Source organism: Verrucomicrobiia bacterium, from assembly GCA_019634635.1.
GTDB lineage: Bacteria > Verrucomicrobiota > Verrucomicrobiia > Limisphaerales > UBA9464 > UBA9464.
Genome location: JAHCBB010000006.1, coordinates 1 through 22,727 on the forward strand (window position 1 = coordinate 1; position 22,727 = coordinate 22,727).

Consider the following 22,727-nt stretch of genomic DNA (forward strand, 5'->3'; position numbering starts at 1 on the left):
CCCGTTCGGCATATCCTTCGCTTCGCCATAATTGCGTCATGCCGCCGGGTTCTTCATTGACGTCCTGAAATCGCTCCGTTTGTTAGCAGGGGTGAAGGCGCAACTGGAGAATGTCTTCGCGAGCTGGGCGATGCCGCCGGTCGTGATGGACCAGCTCTGGGCGGGCGCGTGGTGGCATTTGGGGACCACCTTCTTCCGGCAGTCCGCAATCCCATGGAGGGGACGATTCGAGCCTCTCCTCCATCTGCGGCTCCGACTCGACCAGTTTGTCGCTTCACGAAGCCAGCGTCGCATCTTGAGCCGCAACGCCGATCTGCGGGTGATCCGGCGTGCGGCCGTTGTGGACGATGAGCGGCGCGATCTGTTCGACCGGCACAAGGAACGGTTTAGGGACGGGATCCCCCAGTGTCTGGATGACTTCGTGGGACCGATGCCGGGCCGGGTGCCTGTTCCGGCGGTGGAGTTCGACGTGTTCGCGGACCATCGGCTCGTCGCGGTGAGTTATCTCGCCCGCGGGCAGCGGTCGGTAGCGAGTCTTTATGGCTGCTTTGACCCCCGGTTCGGGCGGCGCAGTCTGGGCCTCTTCACGATGCTGCAGGAGATCCGCTTCGCGCTCGAGGACGGCTGTGAGCTGTACTACCCGGGCTATGCCCTCCAGGAGCCTTCGAGCATGGACTACAAGAAGCGGTTCCACGGGCTCGAATTTTACGAGTGGGACCGGGAGTGGAAACCCTACCCTCGGGAGCCCGGGACCGGTTGGCGTCCGCGCCTGGCGGGTGCGGTGTCCGGGGTCGGAGAACCCAGATAGCGCTGCGTGAGGCCGTCGTAGGCGTCAACGCGGCGGTCCCGCAGGAACGGCCAGTGGGTCCGGGTCACGTCGAGTTTCCCAAATTCCAGCGGCACGATGAGCGTTTCCGGACGCGCAACGGCGGCGCGTGCCAGGATCTCGCCCTGCGTTCCCGCAACGAACGACTGTCCCCAGAATTCGATGCCATCGCCCCCTGCCGGACGTTCCAGCCCGATCCGGTTGACAGCGGCGACGTAACAGCCGTTGGCGATCGCGTGGGCGCGCTGGATCGTCTCCCATGCCTGATGCTGGTGGGCTCCGTGGGCGGCCTTCTCCGAGGGATGCCATCCGATGGCGGTCGGATACAGCAACACCTCCGCACCATGCAGGGCGGTGAGGCGGGCGGCTTCCGGGTACCACTGATCCCAGCAGATCAACACCCCGACCACGCCGTGGTGGGTGCGCCAGGCCCTGAATCCCAGGTCGCCGGGCGTGAAGTAGAACTTCTCGTAGAACAGCGGGTCGTCCGGAATGTGCATCTTCCGGTACAAGCCCAGCAACGTGCCATCGGCATCAATGACGACCGCGGTGTTGTGATAGAGACCGGGGGCGCGCTTTTCGAACAGTGAAGCGACCACCACCACCTCCCGTTGCCGCGCCAGCTTCTGGAAGGCGCGTGTGCTGGGGCCGGGGATCGGCTCGGCGAGGTCGAACCAGGCGTGGTCCTCGGTTTGGCAGAAGTATTCCGAGGCGAACAATTCCTGGGTGCACAGGATCCGGGCGCCGTCGCGGGCCGCCCGGTCGGCGGCCTCCAGGGCCGTGGCCAGGTTTTCGCGGGGGTCGGGCGTGCAGGCGTGCTGCAGGAGGGCGAGGGGAACCGATCGGCTGGCGTTGAGGGCCTTGCGGGGCTTCATGGAGCATGGGATTTGATCCGGTCAAAAAGGCTGCTGGCCCGGCTGACCGGGGGACCCGGCTGACCCATCCGGCTGGTGGCGCCCCGGGTCGCGTCGGATGCCCCGGTGACCTCCTCCTGAAACAGGTCCCGGATGAACTTGCCCAGTGTCTCGTTGGTGGGGCCGTAGCCGCGGTGGTAGATGAAGAACTCCAGGTCGTACAGCAACTCGTCCGCGGACTGGTAACGCGCTGAAGGCTCCTTCTGAAGCACCTTTTGCAGGATTTGATCCAGGCGGGTCTCCAATTCCGGCATGAGCCGGGTGAACGCGGGCACCGGCATGGTGAGCACCCGCTGCCGGGACTCCTCGGCGTTCTGGCCGCGGAAGATGTTTTGTCCGGCGAGCAGCTGGCTCAGGACGATTCCCGCGGAGAACAGGTCCGACCGCCGGTCGGTGACGCGGAAATCCGCCTGCTCCGGGCTCATGTATTCCGGCTTGCCGGCCACCTCTTCGCCTTCCTTGTCCTTCAGGAAGCCCGCCGCCTTGGCCACGCCAAAATCGGTGAGCTTCACGTCGCCCTCGAACGCGATCAGAATGTTTTTTGGGTTGATGTCCCGGTGCACGATTCCCAGCGGCTGGGCGTCGCGGTCGCGTTTGGCATGGGCGTAGGCGAGTCCGCGGGCCACGCGGCTGACGATGAACACCGCCAGTTCGACGGGCAGGCGCCGTCCGCACGCCTCAAGACGCAGCAGGAACTGTTCGAGATTCACCCCCCGGATGAGCTCCATGCAGATGAAGTAGTTCCCGCCCGACTCCCCGAGGTGGTAGGTCTGGACGATGTTGGTGTGGATCAGATCCGACACCAGGCGCGCTTCGCCGATGAAGTTGGCGATGAACTCCGGCTGGCGGGCGTACTGGGAGCGGATGACCTTGATGGCCACCCGCTTGGCGAATCCTTGCGCCCCGTGCTGGAGCGCTTCGTAGACGACGCCCATGCCACCCAGATAAATCTGGTGCAGGATCTCGTAGCGGAATTCGCCGCTGATGATCTTCAGCTCGGGCACCGCGGAATCCTGCGAGCGGCCGGCCCTGGCGGTCAAGGCGCCGGGATGCGGAATCCGGGACGGGCCGCGATCCGGATTTCCCCGGGCCGTGATCTGGTGTTGGCTCGTCGCGACATGTCGCAAGAGGTCATCCGCGTCGTGGGGGCGCGGCAGCACAACCTGAAGAACCTGACCGTGGAGATCCCCCGCAACCGGTTGGTGGTGCTCACCGGCCCGAGCGGCTCCGGGAAATCGTCCCTGGCCTTTGACACCCTGTATGCCGAGGGGCGCCGCAAGTATGTCGAGTCGCTCTCGGTTTACGCGCGACAGTTCCTCGACCAGATGGAGAAGCCCGATGTGGATCACATCGAGGGCCTGTCGCCGTCCATTGCGATCGAGCAGCGCGGCAGTGCGGCCAACCCGCGGTCCACCATTGCCACCACCACCGAGATCTACGATCACTTGCGCCTGCTCTATGCGCACCTCGGACGTGCCCATGATCCGGAGTCCGGGGAGCCCATGGTCCGGGAGACCACCGACGACATCGCCGCGGCCATTCTGGGCATGGCGGCCGGGACGCGCGTCATGCTGCTGGCGCCGGTGGTGTCCGGAAAACAGGGGGAGTTCCGCGACGTCCTTGAGCGCCTGGCCCGGGAGGGGTTTGTGCGTGCGCGTGTGGATGGCGCCTTCGTCGAACTGGCCGCCGGGCGGCCCGTCCGGCTGGATCCGGCCGGGGTGCATTCGGTGGACGCCGTCGTGGACCGTCTGGTGATCGCCACGGGGTTGCGACCCCGCCTGATGGACTCGCTCGAGACGGCGTTGAAATGGGGGGATGGGGTGGTGACGGTGCTGCATCAGCCGCCGGGTTCCCGCGGGACACCCGGGGCCGCCGCTTCGGACGCCTGGGAGGAACGCCGGCATTCCATCGGGATGCGGTCGCCCCGGACCGGTCGCGTCCATGAGCCGGCGACGGCCCAGCATTTCTCGTTCAACTCGCCCAAGGGCGCGTGCCCGGTGTGTCACGGGCTGGGGCAAAAGATGGTCTTCGATGCAGCGCTGGTCGTGCCGGATGATTCCAAATCGCTCGCCGACGGCGCGGTGCATCCCTATCGCCGTCTTGGGGGCCGTCGTCTGGCGGGCTACTACCAGGGCGTGCTGAAAGGGCTGGCCGCGAAGGACGGTGTCTCAATGGACGAACCGTGGCGCGTCCTGCCCGAACTGTTCCGCCACCGGGTCCTGTACGGCACGGACGGGGAGGCGGTGGACTTTTGGTTCAAGCATGGCGGCGTGCCACGCAAGACCACCAAATCCTTTGAGGGGGTGCTGCCGCATCTGGAACGGCTCCGCGGGGAGAGCGGCAGCGAGGCGACTCGCAACCGCCTCAAGGCCTACATGACCCTTCACCCCTGCGACGCCTGCGACGGCCGGCGCCTGCGCCCGGAATCGCTCGCCATCACGCTCGGGGCGAGGACCGAGGCCGGTGCGGGCGCCATGTCCGGCGCCAGTGGACCGGCGATTCCTGGTCTGAACATCGCCCAACTCTGTGCCCTCCCGATCGCGCGTGCCGACGCCTTCCTCGCTTCCCTGGAGCTTGATGACTTCCAGAGGCGCGTGGCCGGCGAAGTGATCGCGGAAGTGCGCAAGCGCCTTCGCTTTTTGAACGCCGTGGGTTTGGGCTACCTGACCTTGGATCGCGAGTCCGGCACGCTGAGCGGCGGCGAGGCGCAGCGAATTCGGCTGGCGACGCAGATCGGCGGCGGGCTGGTCGGGGTGCTCTACATCCTCGACGAACCCAGCATCGGACTCCATCCGCGGGACAACGAGCGTCTGCTGGAGACGCTGCATCAGCTTCGCGATCTCGGAAACTCGGTGATCGTGGTCGAGCACGATGAAGAGACCATCCGCCGTGCGGACCACGTGCTGGATCTGGGGCCGGGCGCCGGGGTGCATGGCGGCGAACTGGTGGCCCAGGGAACCCCGGCCCAGATCATGTCCGATCCCAGGAGCGTCACCGGGCCCTACCTCTCCGGAAGGCTCTCCATTGAAGTCCCGCGCCGGCGGATGGCCCCGGATCCGGGGCGGGGATGGCTTGAGCTGCTCGGCTGCCGCGAAAACAACCTGCGCGGGGTGGATGTCCGGATTCCGCTGGGCACGCTCACGTGTGTCACCGGGGTCAGCGGCAGCGGCAAGTCCACCCTCGTGGAAGATATTCTCCGGAAGGCACTTTTTCGGAAATGGTATGGATCCAAGGACCGTCCAGGCGTCCATCGCGAGATCCTGGGCCTTGACCCGTTGGAGAAGTGTGTGGTGGTGGACCAGGCGCCGATTGGACGCACCCCGCGCAGCAACCCGGCGACCTACACCGGACTGTTCAACGAAATCCGCGACCTGTTCGCGTCGCTGCCGGCGTCCCGGGTGCGTGGTTACGGGCCCGGGCGATTCAGCTTCAATGTTCGGGGCGGGCGCTGCGAGAAGTGTGAGGGGGACGGGGTGCTGAAGATCGAGATGCACTTTCTGCCTCCGGTGTACGTGATGTGCGAGGTGTGCGGGGGACGCCGCTACAACCGGGAGACGCTGGAGATGACCTACAAGGGCCTCAACATCGCCGACGTGCTTGAACTGACCGTGGACGAGGCCGCGAATTTTTTTCGGGCGCTGCCAAAGCTTCAGGAACCCTGCCGCACGCTTGCCGAGGTGGGACTCGGATACCTGCGCCTGGGCCAGTCGGCGACGACACTGTCCGGTGGCGAAGCCCAGCGTCTCAAGCTGGCCTCCGAACTGACGCGGCGACAGACCGGCCGGGTCCTGTACCTGCTGGACGAGCCCACCACGGGGCTGCATTTCGTGGACGTGGCGCGGTTGATTGAGGTCCTCTTTCGACTGCGGGATTCCGGCAACACCCTCGTCGTCATCGAGCACCACCTCGATGTGATCAAGGTGGCGGACTGGATCATTGACCTCGGACCCGAGGGCGGGGCGGCTGGCGGACAGATTGTGGTCGAGGGAACCCCGGAAGCCGTGGCGGCGTGTGATTCAAGCCACACCGGACGTCATCTCAGGCGCGTCCTCAGTCATTGAGGGGACGGATTGCTGTAGGCCACTCGGAGATTCCAGGAACTGGCCGGAACCTTGATGAGTTCCTCGCGTCCGTCAGGCCATTGAATCGCAACGCCGGAGACCACCCGGGAGTGGCCAAGGACCTGTGCGGCGCCATCCTGACAGCCCACCCCGGAGCCGGCCTGGATGGTCCGGACGAGCCCGAAGTCTCCCTCGGCGTACTGCAACCGTAGACGAGCGCCGATGGCGGAGGGATTCGCGGGCGGCCCCTGGAGTTGGATCCGGATGCCCCGGCGTGCCAGACGGTTCATGAAGAGCCGGGTTGGCGCGTTGTTCCGGGTCACGGCGAGGTCCAGTCGGCCGTCCTGATCGAAATCCGCCAAGGCAACGCCCCGCTGGTCCCCAGACATCTGGATACCGCTTTCAAGTGGATCCACGGCCACGAATGCGCCGTCGCCCGTGCCACGCAGCCACAGGCCGGGACCGCTGTCGTTGCGAGAAAGATCCGATGCCGGCTCGTTTCTGTTCTGGCCGAGGAAGAGATCCTCAATGCCGTCCCCGTCAAAGTCGCCCACACCAATGGCGTAGACCGGCGAGTGCTGAGCTTCAGCGGGCAGGACTTTTCGCTCGAAGCGGTTTCCCCGGTTGAGAAAGACCGCGGACTCAAGATGGGATGCCGTGACCCTGCCTCCGGAGTTCGCCTGGGAACCGAGCATCCCGGGCAGGGTGGCGCTTCCAAAGGACGCATGCGTCGGAAACCGGGAGGCGAGGTCGGGGAGTCCCGATGCCAGCCAGTTGCGGTCCCGGAACGGCCGCCATTCGGATCCGGACCGCCACGCCTCAATGAGCTGCAGGGTGCCGTCGGCATTCCAGTCTCCGTGAAACAGCCCGAAGATCGCCGGTTGAACAAGTTCATACTCCGTGTTCCGGCCGCGATTGCCGGCCACGAGATCCATGCGGCCGTCCCCGTCAAAGTCGCCCGCGGCAAGGCTGGTCCAGACGCCGGAATGATCCGTCAGTCCCCACGCAGCGGAGCCATCGGCAAACCGGCCGCCGCGGTTGAGAAACACGCGCAGGGATCCCCACTCCAGGGACAGGGCCAGATCGGGCGAGCCATCGCCATCGAAGTCGGCGAACAATGCGCCACTGACCATGCCCAGCGATTGGAACAGCGCGCCCGCGGCGTCATCCCGTCGAAGGGTGCCACGATCGTTGATCCAGAGGCTCGAGGAGGCAGCCTCCGGATAGCGCCCCGCAACGAAGCGTCCCCCAACGAAAACGTCCAGATCCCCGTCGCCGTCCACGTCCGCCACGGCGACCGGGCCGGCACAGTACGGCCCAAGGGAGACCGTTTGCGGGTTGGCAATCGGACTGAAGATCATCAGGCGGCTTTCCGGGGCGTGCGCGGACTCGTAGCCGGAGATGCCCACGAGGAAGTTATGGTGTCCGAGCCCATCAGCCCATCCCACGACGGCGGTCTGGTCCCCGGCCGTCACTTCGGCGCCATCCAGACGCGTGAATCCCCTGCCTTTTTCGCTGGCGAAGACGGCGAGGCGGCCGCCGGTTCCAGCGGTCACGATCAGGTCCTCCCATCCGTCCGCGTTGAAGTCATACCAGGCCAGCACCGGCCCCTCGCGGCTGAGTTGATGGGGCAGCAACGGCTGCCGGAGCCAGTCGTCAAACGGATGCTCCACCGGGACGTGTTTGAGCAGGTCGGAAGCGTCGGTGAACCAGGGAACCGGTGTCCGCCGGGCTGAAGTGGCAGCGGCGGTTGTCGAGGGAGAGGTCGGTTCCGCGACTTCATAGACCCGGTTGGATTCGATGCCTGTGATCCGGGTGATCCTGCCGCCGGGCCATCGAATTTCCAATTCGAGCGGCATGGCTTCCTTCCCGACCGCCGCAAAGACCCGCTCCGGTGCGTCACAGGACAGATAACGCCCGCCCGCAATGATTTCCTGGCTCTGGTCCACCCGGCCTCCCAGGAGCCGGATCCGGGAGCCAATCCCTCGGGTGTTGGGTGCACGGCCCCGGAGCCGGACGGCGACACGCGGTGCCGTGGCGTTGTTGCGATAAAGTCCGGGCGGTGCATTCAAGTTGTTCACCACCACGTCGAGATCCCCGTCGCCATCGAGGTCGGCGAGTGCCATCCCGTGGGAGACACCGGAGAAATCGAATCCCCAGGCACCATCCATCGAAACAAAGGTGCCGTCGCCGAGGTTTCGGAACACCGCGTTGCGTGTGCGCCATTCCGGGTGGATCTGCCGGTAACGCTTCATCTGGTCCGGGGTCCACCGCTTTCGCGCAATCTGCCCGGTGCTGTCCTGGTCGAGCACGTCCTGATCGAAGCCGTTGCTGACAAGGAGATCCTCATAGCCGTCGAGATCCACATCGAGAAACACTGGACACCACGACCAGTCCGTTGCGGCGATGCCGGCCATCAGGGCGGTTTCGGCGAAGGTCCCGTCGGAACGCCCAAGAAAGAGCGTGTTGCGGTTGAACAGGGGGCGCGCCTCATCGCGTGACTGCGCACGGACTCCGGGGCCGCCCTTGCCGGCATGCATCATCCGGCGAACGGGATCTCGGGCCAGCATGTCAAGGAACAGGATGTCATCCCATCCATCGCGATTGACGTCGGCGACATCCAGGCCCATGGAGGATCGGCTGCCATGGCGGATTGCCACGGCCGGCATGGCCTTGAAAACCCCGCGGCCTGTGTTGAGCCAGAACCGGTCGTGGGATCCGTTATCGTTGGAGACCAGCAGGTCCGGGAATCCGTCCGCGTTGAGGTCCCGGAACATGACGCCGAGCCCCCAGTCTCGTGGCGGCGTGATGGGCCGTCCGAACTCATCGAGAAAGGTTCCGGGCGCGGACTCGACACGGGAAAACCGGCCCTGACCATCGTTCAAATAGAGGCCGTCCGATTCGGGCCGTTCGCGGACTTGGCCGTCCGGCAGGACCTCGAACCGGTCCGTCCAAGGTGCGGCGGAGGCCGGCTGACCATTGACCATTACCACTCCGAGCTGGCCGGCGACCGGCCCCATCTGGAGTTGCGTGGACGGATCGGCGAGCACCGCGACGTCAATGTAGTGGGCGCAATAGAGATCCAGGTCGCCGTCGCCATCCACGTCGGCGAGTGCCATGGACATCGGGGTGTTGGTTAGGGAAAGGCCGGAATCGGTGCGCTCGCTCCACCGTCCCCGGCCGTCGTTCAGGAAGAGGCGGGTTCCTGAGGCAATGCCGTTGACGAGCAGATCGGGATGACCGTCGCCATCCACGTCCGCGAATGCGGCGCCTGTGGAGAGTTGATCGGCGCACGCGGCGGGGCCGGCGTCGAGGGCTTCGAACCGCCAGTTGCCCAGATTGCGGAACAGGCGGTTTGGTCCCTCAAGCGAACAGAAAAAGAGGTCGGGCAAGCCGTCGCCATCCACGTCCGCAATGGCCACCCCCGACCCGTTGTGGGCGACCGCATTCGTCAAAAAGGCATCGCCGGAGAGCCGATTGGTGAATTTGATGCCGATGAGGGTCGGATCCATGCGAGTGAAGCCGGTTCGGCCGGTGCCTTGGGGTTGGACCCGCCAGCTTTGGAGTCCGGCCGGGTCCAGCACTGGCGATCCTGCATCTTCAGAAAACCCGGGCGCAGTCAGCAGGACGCCCAGCATGAGAATTGGAGTCAATCGAAACATGACGCGGTCCATCGGCGAAGCGTCGTCAGTTGCTGTCGCGACGGGGCTGCCCGTCTACGACGGAGGTGCTTGGAAACGTCCGCCCTGGGGCGACACGGGGAGGCGGTTTCCACAAAAAAGGAGGCCGGACCCGAGTCCGGCCTCCCTGCAATTTACCAAGAATATCGAAGGCGCTCTTACTGGGAAGCGCGGAAGAATGCCCCCTCGGTGGTCGCCGGGACGGTGTAGGGGCTGGTGGCTCCTGCCACGGGGGCGAAGGTGCCGCCGAGGCTGGTTGCGGACTGGAGGGTTCCCGTGAACGTGATGACCGAGCCCGAGATCGAAATCGTCGGGAGCGCCACCGCGGCCTCGTTGAAGTTCCAGTAGGCAATCAAGCCCTTGGCGGCCGGCAGGGCCGTGGGTGCGGTGCCATTGAAGATGGCGAGCGCATCGGCCTCGACGAGTTCCTTCCCGAACACGGCGAAGTCATCAATGATGGCGGCACTCAGTTCGGTGGCATTGGCGCCGGAGCCCATGTAGAAGGCATTGGCATCCGTGGGCAGCGCGGCGGTGCTGTCTCCATTGAAGAAGTACTGCCCGTTGATGAAGATGTACTTCGACGAGCCCTTCTTGGTGAAGACGAAGTGGTTCCAATTGTCGGTCCACCAGGTTGCGTCTCCCGTGTAACCCGGGAACGTGTCAATGGGCGAGAGGATCCGCTGGGTGAATTCATCGCAACACCCGACCGTATCGAAGTAGATGGTCTGGTTGCTCCACGGCACGTGGGCGTGGAAGGCGCGGTTGTTCGGAGATCCCGGCGAGTTTACGGTGAACGCGGAACTGTCATTGACGTTCAGCTTCTTCTGCCAGAACGACACGGAGAGCTCGTCCTCGGCCATCGCCGCATTGACCGCGGCAAGGAACGTCCGGTCGTAGGTGGCCACCGGTCCGCCTCGAAGCGTCAAGTCAATGCCGCGGTCTCCCGCCTGGCCGGTGTGGCCGCCGCCGTCGGCGGTGTACTGAGAGCTGCCCTGAAGGAGCCCGGGATAGCCGCCAACCGCATCCCGCGTCTCGCCGCTGTACGGCAGCACAGTGAAGGCGAAGGTCGAGCTGGCCGGGTTCCCACCCGGATCGGGGTAAGAGAGGGTCACCGTGTTGACGGAGGCGCTCGCGAGGATGGCCGCCGGGACGTAGCTGACGGTCAGCACATTGCCCACCTTGGAGAAGGTCGGGGTCACGGGTGCGCCGTTGAACTGCATGGTGACGTTCTCCGCAGTCCATGGGGTTTTCCCATCGCGATGCGAGATGGTGACCGCCGTTGCCGGGGAGACATTGCGCGCGTTGTTCGCCGGGACCACCGCGGTGAAGGCGCCTTCCGGAGGAGCCGGCAGCGGCGTTGGCGAGCTCAGGAAGCGGCCCGGGATGGGTTGCAGGGAGGCTGCCGGAGTGGGATCGCCCACCTTGCGCCAGGCGACTTGGGCGTAATCACCGCCGCCGCCCTCCTTGTAAACCACACGAATGTAGTACCTGCGGCCGGCCACCATGCTGATCGGGAACGCGGTGGTTTCCTCGGCGCCCAGGTCAATTTCCTGGAATGCAGCGCAGCATCCGGTCTCCGTCGCCTGGAGGAACAGGTTGGCGTCGGATTCGTTGGTGCTGATGTAGAGTTCCGACGCGTCATCGCTGCGCAGGAAGAAGTGGTAGTCCGCAGACTCCTCCGGCGTGATGAATCCCTCGATCACCGCGCCGTAGTTGTCCCGCGCATCGTTCGGGAAGAAATCCCGGCTGTTGAACGAGAATACCGCACCGACGACGTCGGGTGAGTTCGGATACCGCTCATCGAAATACAGGTTGTCCACCGCCGTGCCGGTGATCCCGAACCAGGCTGAGATCCTCAGGACGCCCTCGGTGACCTGCAGGTAGGAATAGAATGTGACCGAGCTGTTCTCGGGTACCGGGTTCTTCGAGGTGTCGAGGACGTCCTTGACCGTCAGGGTGTAGGCGGTGCCGCCCGGGGTTTGAGGAGCCGTCGTCAGAGTGACGACACCCTTTGACACGCTCGCCGAAAGAACCTGGAGGCTCGGGGTAATCGTGTAGTTTGCCAGATTCACGGCCGTGACCGGATCCACAGGCTCGGAGAAAGTCACCACCACCGTGTCGAAGGCGGCGGTGCCTGCGGCCGACACCACGGTGGGCGGCGTAGTATCGCACGGATCGGTTCCCGCTTGATACTCCTCGAGGTTGGTGGCGCCGTCGCCATCACAGTCCTCGCCGGCATCTGAGGGGTCGTTGATATCGAAGCCGTAGAGAATTTCCCAGAAATCGGGCATCCCGTCGCCGTCGGTGTCCAACGGGGGGACACCCGGGGAGGCGCCGGCGGCCAGTTCCTTGATCTTCTCCTCGGTCAGCCGGCCCTTGAAGATCGCAAAGTCGTCAATGACGGCGTCGGGGGGCGAGGCATTGTTGGCACCGCCGATGGTCGTCTGCGTGTACTCGGTCGGCAGCGGATCGGCCCCGTCCTCCTGTTCGATCAACAGGTTGCCATCCACGTAGATGGCCTTGTAACCGCCGTCCTTGATGAAGGCGTAGTGGTGCCAGGCTTCCCAATCATGGTCCGGGAAATTGGCCTGTACGTTCGCGTTGAGACGTTGAGCAGGGGCAGCGCAGCAGCCGCCCGCAGTGTCAAAGTAAATGGTGCCGTCGGACCACGGGATGTGGAATTGGAAAGCCCGGTCGAATCCTTCGCCGATGGCCCAGAAGGAGCTGCTGTTGATGTTTGAGATGTTCTTCTGCCACAGGACGATCGTCATCGAGTCATCCGCTGCGGCCGCGGTCATCGGGTTCTCGTCCCCTTCCGCTTGAATCAACAGCCAGCCGGGATTCGCCTGGCTACCGTCGAATCCGCGGCCGCCACCCATCGGCCGGCCACCGGTGGGATCCGTGAGTATGGCTTCGCCGGAAATCGCGCCAGCGTAGTTGCCTGTCGAGGCCCGGATGGTGACGCCATCGGCCTCGACTCGTTCGAAGTCCCAGTGGGCGATCAGTCGTGCCTCTTGGGCGGAAGCCGAGAAGGCTCCGACGGAGAGAGCGGCCAGAATGCCTGGCCAGAGTTTGTTGGGGATCGGTTTTTTCATGGTGAAACGGCTGCGGTGTTGATGTCGCCAGGATGCCACCCCACTCACCCGAGAGGACGTGCCTTGGAGGAGCGGGTAGGCAGGCTGATGGAACGACTAGACACTCGATGCCCGTTTGTTGTCGAGCGGAAACGTTTGCGTTACGGGTGTAAACTGTGCGTTTCGGGTCCGAATGCCCCCAATCACCCGGCGGCCGTTCAACGAGTCGCTTCGAAGACCGGGCCGGGGAGTTCTCGCCGGATGTCCTTCGTTCGCTGCCCGAACCCGGCCCCCCGGAGGGTGTCCAGGGTAACGCAGCCGTCCCTTCGCTGGTACAGGCCCGGATGAACCGCCGCTTCCGGGGCGCTGGCCTGCGGATAGTACTGCATGGCGTTGGTCTCCACGCCCATCACCGTCGGCAGGTGCGCCGCAAGCAGGCAATGGGGGATCTGGGCAAGCATCGGATTGGTCAGATCCTGGACCATCAGCGTCATGCCATGCGCCTGGGCCCAGCAGGCGGCCAGCAGCGCCCCGGTCTGCGTCTTGCACGTCTTCAACGCCACGCCCGTCCAGCCCAATTCCCGCCCCTGACGGACCATCCGCCAGTCGTGGGCGCTCTCGTCCAAAAAGAGGGGCTTCCGGGCGCTGACACTTTGCACCGCAAGGGGATGCTCCTCCAGTTCGTAGGGGAATGGCTGCTCCACATAAAGCAGCATGCCGAAGGTCCGTGGTTCCTCGTCCCGGAGCTGGTCGAGGATCCGGCAGACATAGTCCGGGTCCTCCACCGTGCAGTTGAAGTCGGCACTCAGCCAGTTCACCCCGTTGGCCGCGGCAATCCGTCCAACGCGCGTCAACCGGGCGAGATCCCAGGCCGGGTCGTTGCCGCGCAGCTTTACCTTCAGGCAGTGGAGTCCGTCACGGCGGATCCAGTCGCCGAGCAGCACCGGATACCCATCGGCGGGTTCGTCCCCGAGCAGGTCGCCCGGGTCGAGGGGGTCGAGTCCCCCGACCAGATGCCAGGCCGGGAGGCGGTCCAATCGCCGGGGACGGAGGAATTCGACCGGAAAGCGGCCGGCAAAGGAAACGTTGGAGCCGGTCGCCGGCCCGAGGAATGAGGCGAGGTCGAACGCGAGGAATTCGGGACCGTAGGTTTCGTAGGTGGGACGGTCCCAGAGGCGCCCGTAGGCGTCGTGCACCGCCAGATCAAACGGGGACGACGCCACGAGCGCTGCGAGCGTGGGCAGCGGGGGCTCCCCTCTGGACTGTCGTTCGGCATTGAGCTGGGCCCTGGCGGAGGCCAGCGGACCTTCGGTAAACCGGGTGCCAAGGATCAACGGGTGTCCCCACCCGGACCCCGTCACCCACTCGGAGGCCAGCCGTTCGGTGAACGCCTTCAGAACATTGTGGCGTTCGGCGTAGGGTGACGGATGAGGCCAGACCCACTGGACGCTCAATGGGGTCTCCCCCCATCCCTCGGCCTGCCGGCCGTCCCGGGACTCGATCCGCACCCGAACGCGGGCGCAGGTGACGGTGGTCAGGGTCTCCGTGCCGAACTTCAGCGGCACGCGAGTCTTCACCGGGAGATGCCAAAGGGTTGCCCCGACCACCCGAATCCCGGCCGGGTGCCCTTCCGTGGCGTTACGGACCGTCGGGGGCATTCTGCGCGGGTGCTTCAGCCGTCGGTCAGCGGCAGCGCCGGGGTCTCGCCGGATGCGGCATCTTCCTCGCGTTCCGAGATCACCGGCGCGACGGCCTGGAGGCGGTCCCCCGCTGCCAGGTCAATCAGTTTGACGCCCTGGGTGTTCCGGCCGGCCTCGCGGATGCCCTGAACGGGGATCCGTACCATCTGGCCGCCCACGGTGATCAGCATCAGCTCGTCGGTGTCCCGGACGGTCAGGGCGCCGACCACCCGGCCGGTCTTTTCCCCGGTCCTCATCGTGATGATGCCCTTGCCCCCGCGGCTCTGGAGCCGGTACTCGTCGAACCCGGTCCGTTTGCCGATGCCGTGCTCCCCGGCCACCAGCAAGGTGGCCCCGGCGTCCACAATCGCGCAGGCCACCACGGCGTCACCCGCCTCCAGGGCAATGCCCCGCACGCCGGCCGCGCTGCGGCCCATGGAACGGACCTGGTCCTCGACGAACCGGATGCTCATGCCCTCCCGGGTGATCAGGACGATTTCGTCGTGTCCCGTGGTCAACCGGACTTCCACCAGGTCGTCACCGGCCTCCAGGGTGACGGCGATGATGCCGCCTTTGCGGACGTTCTGGAAATCGCTGAGGGCGGTGCGTTTGCTTGTGCCCTGGCTGGTCACGAAGAAGAGCTCGTGCGGTTGCTGCCAGGTCTGGTCCTCCTTGTTCGGCCCGTATCTGGCCTCCACGCGGACCAGGGTCTTGACCTTCTCCCCGGCGCGCAGTTCGAGCAGGTTGGCGATGGAGCGTCCCTTGGCGGCGCGGCCCATGTCGGGGATCTCGTGCACCCGCTCGACGTACACGCGGCCGAGGTTCGTGAAGAACATCAGGTAGTCGTGCGTGCTGCAGGTGAAGAGGTGTTCGATGAAGTCGGCGTCCTCGGGTTTCTCCGCCTCACGGGTGGCCATGCCGATCACGCCCTTGCCGCCGCGGCGCTGCGCGCGGTAGCTGGAGACGTTGGTGCGTTTGATGAGGCCGTTGTGGGTCAGCGTGACGATGACCCCCTCGTTCGCGATGAGATCCTCGATGGCGATCTCGCCCTCGTCGGGAACGATTTCGGTCCGCCGCGGGTTGCCGTGTTTGGCGCGGATTTCCTGCAGCTCCGTCTTGATGATGGTGAGCACGCGGGATTCCTTGGCGAGAATGTCAAGCAGGTCGCGGATCCGCTCCATGAGTTCGCGGTACTCGCCCTCAATCTTGTCAATTTCCAGGCCGGTAAGGCGGTAGAGTTGGAGGTCAAGGATGGCGTTGACTTGTCGTTCGGTGAGCGCGTAACGGCCGTTCACGAGCCGGTCATCGCTGCGGATCACGATCGCCCAACGTTCCACCTGGGCGCGGGTCCACTCGAAGGCCATCAGCTTGATCCGGGCCTCCTCGCGGTTGCGCGAGCTGCGGATGATCCGGATGAATTCATCGAGGTTCTTCAGCGCCACGAGGTAGCCTTCGAGGACCTCGGCCCGCTCCTCCGCCTGGCGCAGTTCGAAGCGGGTCCGCCGCAGGACCACCTCGCGGCGGTGCTCGATGAACGCGGCGATGATCTCGCGGAGCTTGAGCGTCTTGGGCTTGCCATGGTCAATGGCGAGGGCGTTGACGCTGAACGACACCTCGAGCTGGGTGTGCTTGAAGAGGTTGTTGATGACGACCTTGGGGAGGGCGTCGCGCTTCAACTCGACGACCACCCGCGTGTTTTCGTCGGACTCGTTCCAGACGTTGCTGATCTCCGGGACGATCTTTTCGCGGACCAGCCCGGCGATCTGCTCGACGAGGGCCGCCCGGTTGACGTTGAACGGGATCTCGGTGATGACGAGCTGCTCGCGGTTGCCCTTCATCTGCTCCACGCCGACGCGGCCGCGGAGTTTCACGGAGCCGCGTCCGGTCTCGAAGTAGTTCCGGATGCCTTCCACGCCGCACAGGATTCCTCCAGTGGGGAAGTCGGGCCCCTTCATGAACTTCATCAGCCGCGCGGTGGTGATCTCCGGCTCATCAATCTGCGCGCAGATGGCGTCCACGACCTCGGCCAGGTTGTGCGGCGCCATGTTCGTGGCCATGCCGACTGCGATGCCGGTGCCGCCGTTGACCAGGAGGTTGGGAAAGGCGGCCGGGAAGACAGCAGGCTCGGTGAGGCGTTCGTCGTAGTTCGGGACGAAGTCCACCGTGTCCTTGTCCATGTCGGTCATCAGCGCCGTGCCCAGGTGGGTGAGCCGGGCCTCGGTGTACCGCATGGCCGCCGGGGGATCGTCCTCGATGGAACCAAAATTGCCCTTGCCGTCCACCAGCCGCTCCCGCATCGCCCAGGGCTGGGCCATGTGGGTCAGGGTCGGATAGATCACCGCCTCGCCGTGCGGATGGTAGTTGCCGGAGGTGTCGCCGCAGATCTTGGCGCACTTCATGTGCTTGCGGCCGGGGAACAGCGACAGCTGCTCCATGGCATACAGAATGCGGCGCTGCGAGGGCTTGAGGCCGTCGCGCACGTCGGGCAGCGCGCGCGAAATGATCACTGACATCGAATAGTCCAGGAACGAGGCCTTGATCTCCTCGGCGACATTGATGTTGGTGACCTTCTCGCCGGCGGCGTAGGCGCCTCCGGGAGGGGCGGGTGTGGACGGGAGCGCGGGCGCTGGGGGATCGGTTTCGTCGGGCATGGATCAGAAAAGTTCGTTGGGCAGTCGCTCCGGGAACACCGGGATGTCCATTCGGCGGGCCGCGGCGCGCAGGCGGACATCGGTTGCCACCAGCGGAAACTCGTTCCCCAGATCGCAGGCGGCGACATGGATGGCATCGAGGGTGCGCACCGCAACCTGCGGATGGCAGCGCCGGATCGAGTGCATTGCCCGGTCCAGGACCCGTGCATCGAGCGGGTCCAGGAGCACGGTTTCCTCGTCCACCCAGTCCATGAACTGCCGCCAGGCACGCTCGACATCCCCTGCGGCGATCTGTCCGGAACGTTCCTTGGCCCTCAGGGCCGCGAACACCTCGGCACGGGCCAGGTCGCAGGATCGCAGCGGCTGTCCGGTCAATTCCCGCTCAAAGAAGGCGGAATCCGGCTCATGGCAGACGAGCTTCACAAGGATGGCAGAATCGCAGTACACCGGCGGATCATTCCCGGTCGTCACGGCCGCCACTGATGATTTCCGTGGCGTCGGCCCCGCCCAGCCAGGCCGGCATGCGGGCGAGGTGACCGGCACTTCCGGGGAACACCCTGCGGACCCGGGGTCCTCCCACCGGGACCAGGCGGGCCTTGGGCCTGCCGTCGGAAGTGATGACCACCTCCTGCCCTCCCGCCACCTGCTCCAGCAGGGCCGACAGGGTGGCCTTGGCCGTGCGGACCGAGACCGTTGCCTCGGCCGTCGGCTGGGAACGCACCGACGCGTCCCTTACCGCGCCAGGCTGTGGCCTGGGCTTCCTGTAACGAACCGGGGAATTCCTCTTCATTGGATCTATGTAGTCACGCGTGACCACATCGGGAAAGCAAATCCTCACACGTCGAGGTTGCGCACGTTGAGGGCGTTGTCCTCGATGAACTGGCGGCGGGGTTCCACCTCGTCCCCCATGAGGCGTGTGAACATCTCCTCGGCCTCGACGGCGTCGGTGAGGTCAATTCGGAGCAACTTGCGGCGACGCGGGTCCATCGTGGTATCGAAGAGCTCCTTGGCGTCCATTTCACCCAGGCCCTTGAACCGGTAAATCTGGATGCCCTTTTTCCCGACGGCCTTCACCTCGGTGAGGATCTGAGGGATGGAGGTGACCGGCTTGACGGTGGCCTTGTCGCCTTCGCCCTCGATCAACTCGAAGAGGGGCTGGTCCTGCGTGGAATAGTGCTCAACAGCCAGCCCCTTGCGGGCAAGCCGCCCCAGCAGTTCCCCGATTGCCTTGGACTCAAGATGGAGGTCCGCGTGGGCGGCGCGCCGGGTCTGTCCCCGGGCCTTTTCCACCCGTTCCCGCGCTTCGGCGTCGCCGAACAAGTCGGGGTTTTCGGCCTTGAAGGCGTCCAAATCCTCGGTCGTGAGGAAGTAATGAATCGTCTCGTCATTGCCCTCCCGCACTTTGACCAGGTGTTGCGGCAGTTGTCCGTCCCGTCCGCGCCGCTCCACGTACACCGCAAAGTCGCCGCCCTGGCGGCGGATGTAGGTGGCGTGTTTGTCGAGCGTTTCGAGGAGGGACAGGATCTCCTCCAGCTGCTTCGCCGGCACCTCGCGGCCGTCGGCCAGGTTGCGCAACTTCACCTCCTCAGTGCCGATCTGCAGCAGGATGCGGTTCAGTTGGGCATCGTCGTCCACGTATTCCGTCCGCTTCTTCCGGGTCACCGAATACAGCGGCGGCTGGGCGATGTACACGTGGCCTTCGCGGATCAGCCGGTTCATCTGCCGGTAGAAGAAGGTGAGCAGCAGGGTACGGATGTGCGAGCCGTCCACGTCGGCATCGGTCATGATGATGACCTTGTGATAGCGGAGCCGCTCGATCTGGAAGGCCCCCTCGCCGTCGCCCTCACCGATGCCGGTGCCGATGGCGGTGATCATCGTCCGGATCTCGTTATTCTGCAGCACCTTGTCCAAGCGGGCCTTCTCGACGTTGATCAGCTTGCCCCGGATGGGAAGGATGGCCTGGAATTTGCGGTCGCGCCCCTGCTTGGCCGACCCGCCTGCGGAATCGCCCTCGACGATGTAGAGCTCGCAGTTGACCGGGTCCCGGTCCGAGCAGTCGGCGAGCTTGCCGGGCAGGCCGCCGCCCGACAGCGCCGTTTTGCGCACCGCTTCGCGGGCCTTGCGGGCGGCTTCCCGCGCCCGGGCGGCGTTGAGGGCCTTGTCCACGATTCGCTTGGCAACGCCCGGGTTGTCGTCGAAGTGGTTCATCAGTCCCTCGTAGCTCGCCGAGCCCACCATGCTCTCCACCTCGGGGGAGAGGAGCTTGACCTTGGTCTGGGATTCGAATTTGGGATCGCTGTGCTTGATCGAGATCACTGCCGCAAGGCCCTCCCGCACGTCGTCCCCGGTGATCTGGGGATCCTTGTCCTTCAGAAGGTTGTTCTGTTTGGCGTACTGGTTGATGGAACGGGTGAGCGCATTGCGGAATCCCGTGAGGTGGGCGCCGCCGTCGGGGTTGTGGATGGTGTTGGTGTAGCACAACACCTGGTCGGTGAAGCTGTCGTTGTACTGCAGGACGATTTCGGCGTGGATTTCGATGTCCTTGTCGTCATGACGCAGCTGGTTTTCCCTGCGAATGGCGATCGGCCTGGGGTGGATCACCCCCTTGCTTTTGTTGAGTTGCTTGACGAATTCCTCAACGCCGTCCTTGTAGTAGTAGGTCTCCGGTTTGGCTTCCGGGGACCGTTCGTCCTGGAAAACGATCTCCAATCCCGAGTTGAGGAACGCGAGCTCGCGCAGGCGCTGCGAGATCCGGTCCACCTTGAACTCGACCGTCTCGCGAAAGATCTCCGCATCCGGCTTGAAGGTGATCAGGGTGCCGGTGCCCTTGGCCTTGCCGATCACCTCGAGTTTCCGGACGGTCCGGCCCCGCTCGAATTCCATGTGGTGGATTTTGCCATCGCGGCTCACCTCCACCTCGAACCATTCCGAGACGGCGTTGACGCATTTGGCCCCGACGCCGTGGGTGCCTCCCGAAAACTTGTACCCGCCCTGTCCGTATTTGCCTCCCGAATGCAGCGTGGTCAGCACCATCTCCACCCCGGGGATCTTGTACTGAGGGTGGATGTCCACGGGGATGCCCCGCCCGTTGTCGCGAATCGAGATGGAGCCATCCACATGGATGGTCACTTCGATCCGGTCGCAGTGACCGGCGAGATGCTCGTCCACGGAGTTGTCGAGGACCTCCGAGACACAATGGTGAAGGGCCCGCTCGTCCGTGCCGCCGATGTACATCCCGGGCTTCTTCCGGACGGCCTCCAGGCCTTCAAGTTTCCCGAGTTTGGATGCGTCGTAATTCGAGGACGGGGAGCTGTCTGCCATGATGTTCAGGAGCCGGTCCTGATGAGGCCGGAATCGTGAACCCGGAGGCTACCAACCGGGCGTTGGGCCTCAATACGAATCTCCCCGAATCTACAGAGCCACAAAGCCGGGCCCACCCCGGTCCTCGGCGCCCATTCAGCGGCCCCGGGTCAGGATGACGAACCAGGCGTCGTCCCAGACCTTTTTGTCGTCCCCGGCGAGGATGCAGTATTCCCCCTTCCGCAGCGCCGCCAGCGAGTGCTGGACCGGCTTGACCAGCTTGGGGGCGGCGCCCTCCTTCAGCTCGAACAGGCGGATCTCCACGTTGCCATTGCCCAAGTCGTTGACGTCAACGGCGCACTTGGGGCTGAGGGGGACCAGCTTGGGGTTGCCGCGGGGTACGGCGGTGAGGACGGTGTTGACGACCCAATAGTTGGTCCATTTGAACGGCCGAACCTTGTCCCGGCTGAGGTCATCCAGCGGGGCGAAGCTGGAACCGGCGGGCTTGGGCTGGTTGGTGCCCCATACCAGCCGGGCCTCGACCGTGAACTCCTCCCCGACACACCGCAGCAGGGATGGCGACCCCAGTAGCAGGAGGCACAGCGGGATCCATTTCGAGCTGGCGAACATAGAACTTCGAACGACGGGATTGGGGACCAATTGCCGCGGGTCTGCAATCACGGGATCCAGTGAACCGTCACGCCGTCCGCATCGGACCGGTAGGTCACGGAGGTGTCCTGCGCCAATTCACCGGGGAACGTTCCCGAACCCATGGCAGCGAACGTTCTGGACACCGGCTCGTCCGGCTTCAGCAGGGCGGCGACCACCAGCACGGTGGCCAACCCGGCCACAGGGGCCAGCCAGCGCAGCCATGAGGGCCCCGCCGGCACCCGGCGCCGGGCTCCTGCGGCCTCCAAGGTTTCGATCCGGTTGCGAATCCGGCTCCAGTAGAACTCGCGGGATTCCGACACCGCGTGGTCGGGTTCGTGGGATTGCAGCGCGGCCCTCAGCGCTGCGATGGATTCGGCCAGCCGCGCCGCCTCCGGATCTTGCGCGCAGCGTTGCGCGATGCGTTCGCGATGCGAGGCGTCGAGTTCGCCGTCGGCCAGCGCCTGAACTTGCAGGCAGGTTTCCTTGTTCATGGTCCGTTGGAAAAGAGGGGTGTCGGCAACGAGGGGGTCGCGGGAGCTGCGGCTCATTCGGCCCGTTCCCGGCGGACCGCCTGCAGGAGTCCTGCCAGACGGCGTCGCGCGTAGAAAAGCCGGGACATGACGGTTCCAATGGAAATGCCGACCCGGTCGGCGATCTCCTTGTACTGCAGTCCCTCGAACTCGTGGAGGACGATCACCACCCGGTGCGCCTCGGTCAGCTTCGAAATCGCCTCGTCAATCCGCCGCCGAAGCTCCGATTTCTCGAGTCCTTCCGTGGGATTGACCGCCTCGATCGGCAGGTGCCGCTCGACGCCGCCGCCTTCCTCCTCCAACTGCTCAATGGATTCGGATCGCGCCTTCTTCTGTCGCCGGATCTGATCGAGGCAGAGATTGATGACAATCCGGGTCATCCACGTCGCGAACGAGGAATCCCCGTGGAACTGCTGCAGGCGCTGCCAGGACTTCACCCAGGCTTCCTGAGAGAGGTCGAGAGCCTCTTCCTCATTGCGCATCATCATCATTGCCCGGGCAAAAATCTTGTCACGATGGCGGAATACCAGCTGCTCGAAGGCCTCAATGTCGCCCTGCTGGGACCAACCCACCAGGACGTCGTCCGCCGACGCCGCGTAATCCCGTTTCAATGACGTGGGCATGGACGCGATGGCCGGGCGGTTATTCACTCGCGGGCGGGCGGCCGGCGGGCGGCGCGAGGACGGCCGCGATCACAGGCGGCCCTTGGAGCTCGGCACCAACCGGCGGATGCGGGGATCGCGCTGGCAGGCAACATCCACTGCACGCGCGAACGCCTTGAACAGTGACTCGACGACATGGTGGGGCTCGCCGCCGTAGAGAAGCTCCAGATGGAGATTGCACTTCGCCTCGTTGGTAAATCCCTGAAAAAACTCCCGGGCCAGTCCGAACCGGAACGCCGAGGACTGGTCCTGCTCCTTCTCGGCGCGGGTGATCCGCCGCGGGGCGAGCTCATCGAGACCCCGCCAGACGAGGAACGGCCGGCCGCTGAAATCAATAACGCATCTTGCAAGACATTCGTCCATAGGTACATAGGATTCTCCCGTGAACGGATTTCCGGGGTCGAATCCGGTCCCGTAGCGGCGGAGGCCACGCTTGTCACCGAGGGCCCTGAGGTAGGCCTGACCGAGGGCCAGTCCGCAATCCTCCACCGTGTGGTGCGCATCCACATGGAGGTCTCCGCGGCAGGTGAGCTTCAGGTCACACACGGCGTGCCGGGCAAACGCCGTAAGCATGTGATCGAAGAAGCCCAGTCCGGTGCGCACCGCGGCGGTGCCCCGCCCGTCAATGACAAGGCGGAGCTGGATGTCCGTTTCCGAGGTGGTGCGCCGGAGAGTGGCCGACCGTTTCGGCATGCACCG

Annotated in this window: 15 protein-coding genes; 2 read left to right on the top strand and 13 right to left on the bottom strand. The window is 65.0% G+C overall.

Annotated features, from left to right (window positions below):
- The first annotated feature begins 31 nt into the window (after window positions 1-31).
- Complete coding sequence (locus tag KF791_05575; GenBank protein ID MBX3732045.1) at window positions 32-808, top strand: GNAT family N-acetyltransferase; 777 nt, start codon at window positions 32-34, stop codon at window positions 806-808.
- Here the strand turns inward: KF791_05575 and KF791_05580 are convergent.
- Both KF791_05580 and KF791_05585 read right to left on the bottom strand, forming a co-directional pair.
- Entirely contained in the window at window positions 733-1,701 is a 969-nt protein-coding gene (locus KF791_05580; GenBank protein MBX3732046.1) for a carbon-nitrogen hydrolase, read from the bottom strand. The two genes, KF791_05575 and KF791_05580, sit on opposite strands and share 76 nt — an antisense overlap.
- The gene (locus KF791_05585) at window positions 1,698-2,744 is read right to left on the bottom strand and encodes a serine/threonine protein kinase (GenBank protein MBX3732047.1); all 1,047 of its coding nucleotides are present in this window, start codon (window positions 2,742-2,744) and stop codon (window positions 1,698-1,700) included. The genes KF791_05580 and KF791_05585 overlap by 4 nt, the downstream gene beginning before the upstream one ends.
- 114 nt (window positions 2,745-2,858) lie before the next feature.
- On the opposite strand from KF791_05585, the gene uvrA reads away from it, so the two are divergent.
- Entirely contained in the window at window positions 2,859-5,801 is a 2,943-nt protein-coding gene (uvrA, locus tag KF791_05590) for an excinuclease ABC subunit UvrA (GenBank protein MBX3732048.1), read from the top strand.
- On the opposite strand, the gene KF791_05595 is transcribed toward uvrA, so the two are convergent.
- The 11 genes from KF791_05595 to KF791_05645 all read right to left on the bottom strand — a co-directional run bounded on the left by KF791_05595 (window position 5,795) and on the right by KF791_05645 (window position 22,721).
- Entirely contained in the window at window positions 5,795-9,313 is a 3,519-nt protein-coding gene (locus KF791_05595) for a VCBS repeat-containing protein (GenBank protein ID MBX3732049.1), read from the bottom strand. The two genes, uvrA and KF791_05595, sit on opposite strands and share 7 nt — an antisense overlap.
- Before the next feature lie 326 nt (window positions 9,314-9,639).
- Entirely contained in the window at window positions 9,640-12,576 is a 2,937-nt protein-coding gene (locus KF791_05600; protein MBX3732050.1) for a hypothetical protein, read from the bottom strand.
- A gap of 197 nt (window positions 12,577-12,773) precedes the next feature.
- The gene (locus KF791_05605; GenBank protein MBX3732051.1) at window positions 12,774-14,213 is read right to left on the bottom strand and encodes a mandelate racemase/muconate lactonizing enzyme family protein; all 1,440 of its coding nucleotides are present in this window, start codon (window positions 14,211-14,213) and stop codon (window positions 12,774-12,776) included.
- Between the two features lie 14 nt (window positions 14,214-14,227).
- The gene (gene gyrA, locus KF791_05610; GenBank protein ID MBX3732052.1) at window positions 14,228-16,885 is read right to left on the bottom strand and encodes a DNA gyrase subunit A; all 2,658 of its coding nucleotides are present in this window, start codon (window positions 16,883-16,885) and stop codon (window positions 14,228-14,230) included.
- Between the two features lie 3 nt (window positions 16,886-16,888).
- Complete coding sequence (locus tag KF791_05615; GenBank protein MBX3732053.1) at window positions 16,889-17,356, bottom strand: type II toxin-antitoxin system VapC family toxin; 468 nt, start codon at window positions 17,354-17,356, stop codon at window positions 16,889-16,891.
- Window positions 17,340-17,675: a type II toxin-antitoxin system prevent-host-death family antitoxin gene (locus tag KF791_05620; protein ID MBX3732054.1), complete on the bottom strand. Its 336-nt coding sequence runs from the start codon at window positions 17,673-17,675 to the stop codon at window positions 17,340-17,342. Before KF791_05620 ends, KF791_05615 begins: the two co-directional genes overlap by 17 nt.
- A 44-nt stretch (window positions 17,676-17,719) precedes the next feature.
- Window positions 17,720-20,206, bottom strand: a complete 2,487-nt coding sequence (gyrB, locus tag KF791_05625) for a DNA topoisomerase (ATP-hydrolyzing) subunit B (protein ID MBX3732055.1) — start codon at window positions 20,204-20,206, stop codon at window positions 17,720-17,722.
- A gap of 135 nt (window positions 20,207-20,341) precedes the next feature.
- Window positions 20,342-20,815, bottom strand: a complete 474-nt coding sequence (locus KF791_05630; GenBank protein ID MBX3732056.1) for a hypothetical protein — start codon at window positions 20,813-20,815, stop codon at window positions 20,342-20,344.
- A gap of 47 nt (window positions 20,816-20,862) precedes the next feature.
- On the bottom strand, window positions 20,863-21,327 hold the full coding sequence (locus tag KF791_05635) for a hypothetical protein (GenBank protein MBX3732057.1): 465 nt from the start codon (window positions 21,325-21,327) through the stop codon (window positions 20,863-20,865).
- A 53-nt stretch (window positions 21,328-21,380) separates the two neighbouring features.
- The gene (locus KF791_05640) at window positions 21,381-21,989 is read right to left on the bottom strand and encodes a sigma-70 family RNA polymerase sigma factor (GenBank protein MBX3732058.1); all 609 of its coding nucleotides are present in this window, start codon (window positions 21,987-21,989) and stop codon (window positions 21,381-21,383) included.
- A gap of 69 nt (window positions 21,990-22,058) precedes the next feature.
- Window positions 22,059-22,721 carry an imidazoleglycerol-phosphate dehydratase gene (locus KF791_05645; GenBank protein MBX3732059.1) on the bottom strand — a complete coding sequence of 221 codons (663 nt, stop codon included), beginning with the start codon at window positions 22,719-22,721 and terminating at the stop codon, window positions 22,059-22,061.
- Window positions 22,722-22,727 lie beyond the last annotated feature (6 nt).

Coding starts and splice junctions, on each gene's coding strand:
- KF791_05580 (MBX3732046.1), bottom strand. CDS start 1,701: ATGAAGCCCCGCAAGGCCCTCAACGCCAGCCGATCGGTTCCCCTCGCC.
- uvrA (MBX3732048.1), top strand. CDS start 2,859: ATGTCGCAAGAGGTCATCCGCGTCGTGGGGGCGCGGCAGCACAACCTG.
- KF791_05595 (MBX3732049.1), bottom strand. CDS start 9,313: ATGGATCCGACCCTCATCGGCATCAAATTCACCAATCGGCTCTCCGGC.
- KF791_05600 (MBX3732050.1), bottom strand. CDS start 12,576: ATGAAAAAACCGATCCCCAACAAACTCTGGCCAGGCATTCTGGCCGCT.
- KF791_05605 (MBX3732051.1), bottom strand. CDS start 14,213: ATGCCCCCGACGGTCCGTAACGCCACGGAAGGGCACCCGGCCGGGATT.
- gyrA (MBX3732052.1), bottom strand. CDS start 16,885: ATGCCCGACGAAACCGATCCCCCAGCGCCCGCGCTCCCGTCCACACCC.
- KF791_05620 (MBX3732054.1), bottom strand. CDS start 17,675: ATGAAGAGGAATTCCCCGGTTCGTTACAGGAAGCCCAGGCCACAGCCT.
- gyrB (MBX3732055.1), bottom strand. CDS start 20,206: ATGGCAGACAGCTCCCCGTCCTCGAATTACGACGCATCCAAACTCGGG.
- KF791_05630 (MBX3732056.1), bottom strand. CDS start 20,815: ATGTTCGCCAGCTCGAAATGGATCCCGCTGTGCCTCCTGCTACTGGGG.
- KF791_05635 (MBX3732057.1), bottom strand. CDS start 21,327: ATGAACAAGGAAACCTGCCTGCAAGTTCAGGCGCTGGCCGACGGCGAA.
- KF791_05640 (MBX3732058.1), bottom strand. CDS start 21,989: ATGCCCACGTCATTGAAACGGGATTACGCGGCGTCGGCGGACGACGTC.
- KF791_05645 (MBX3732059.1), bottom strand. CDS start 22,721: ATGCCGAAACGGTCGGCCACTCTCCGGCGCACCACCTCGGAAACGGAC.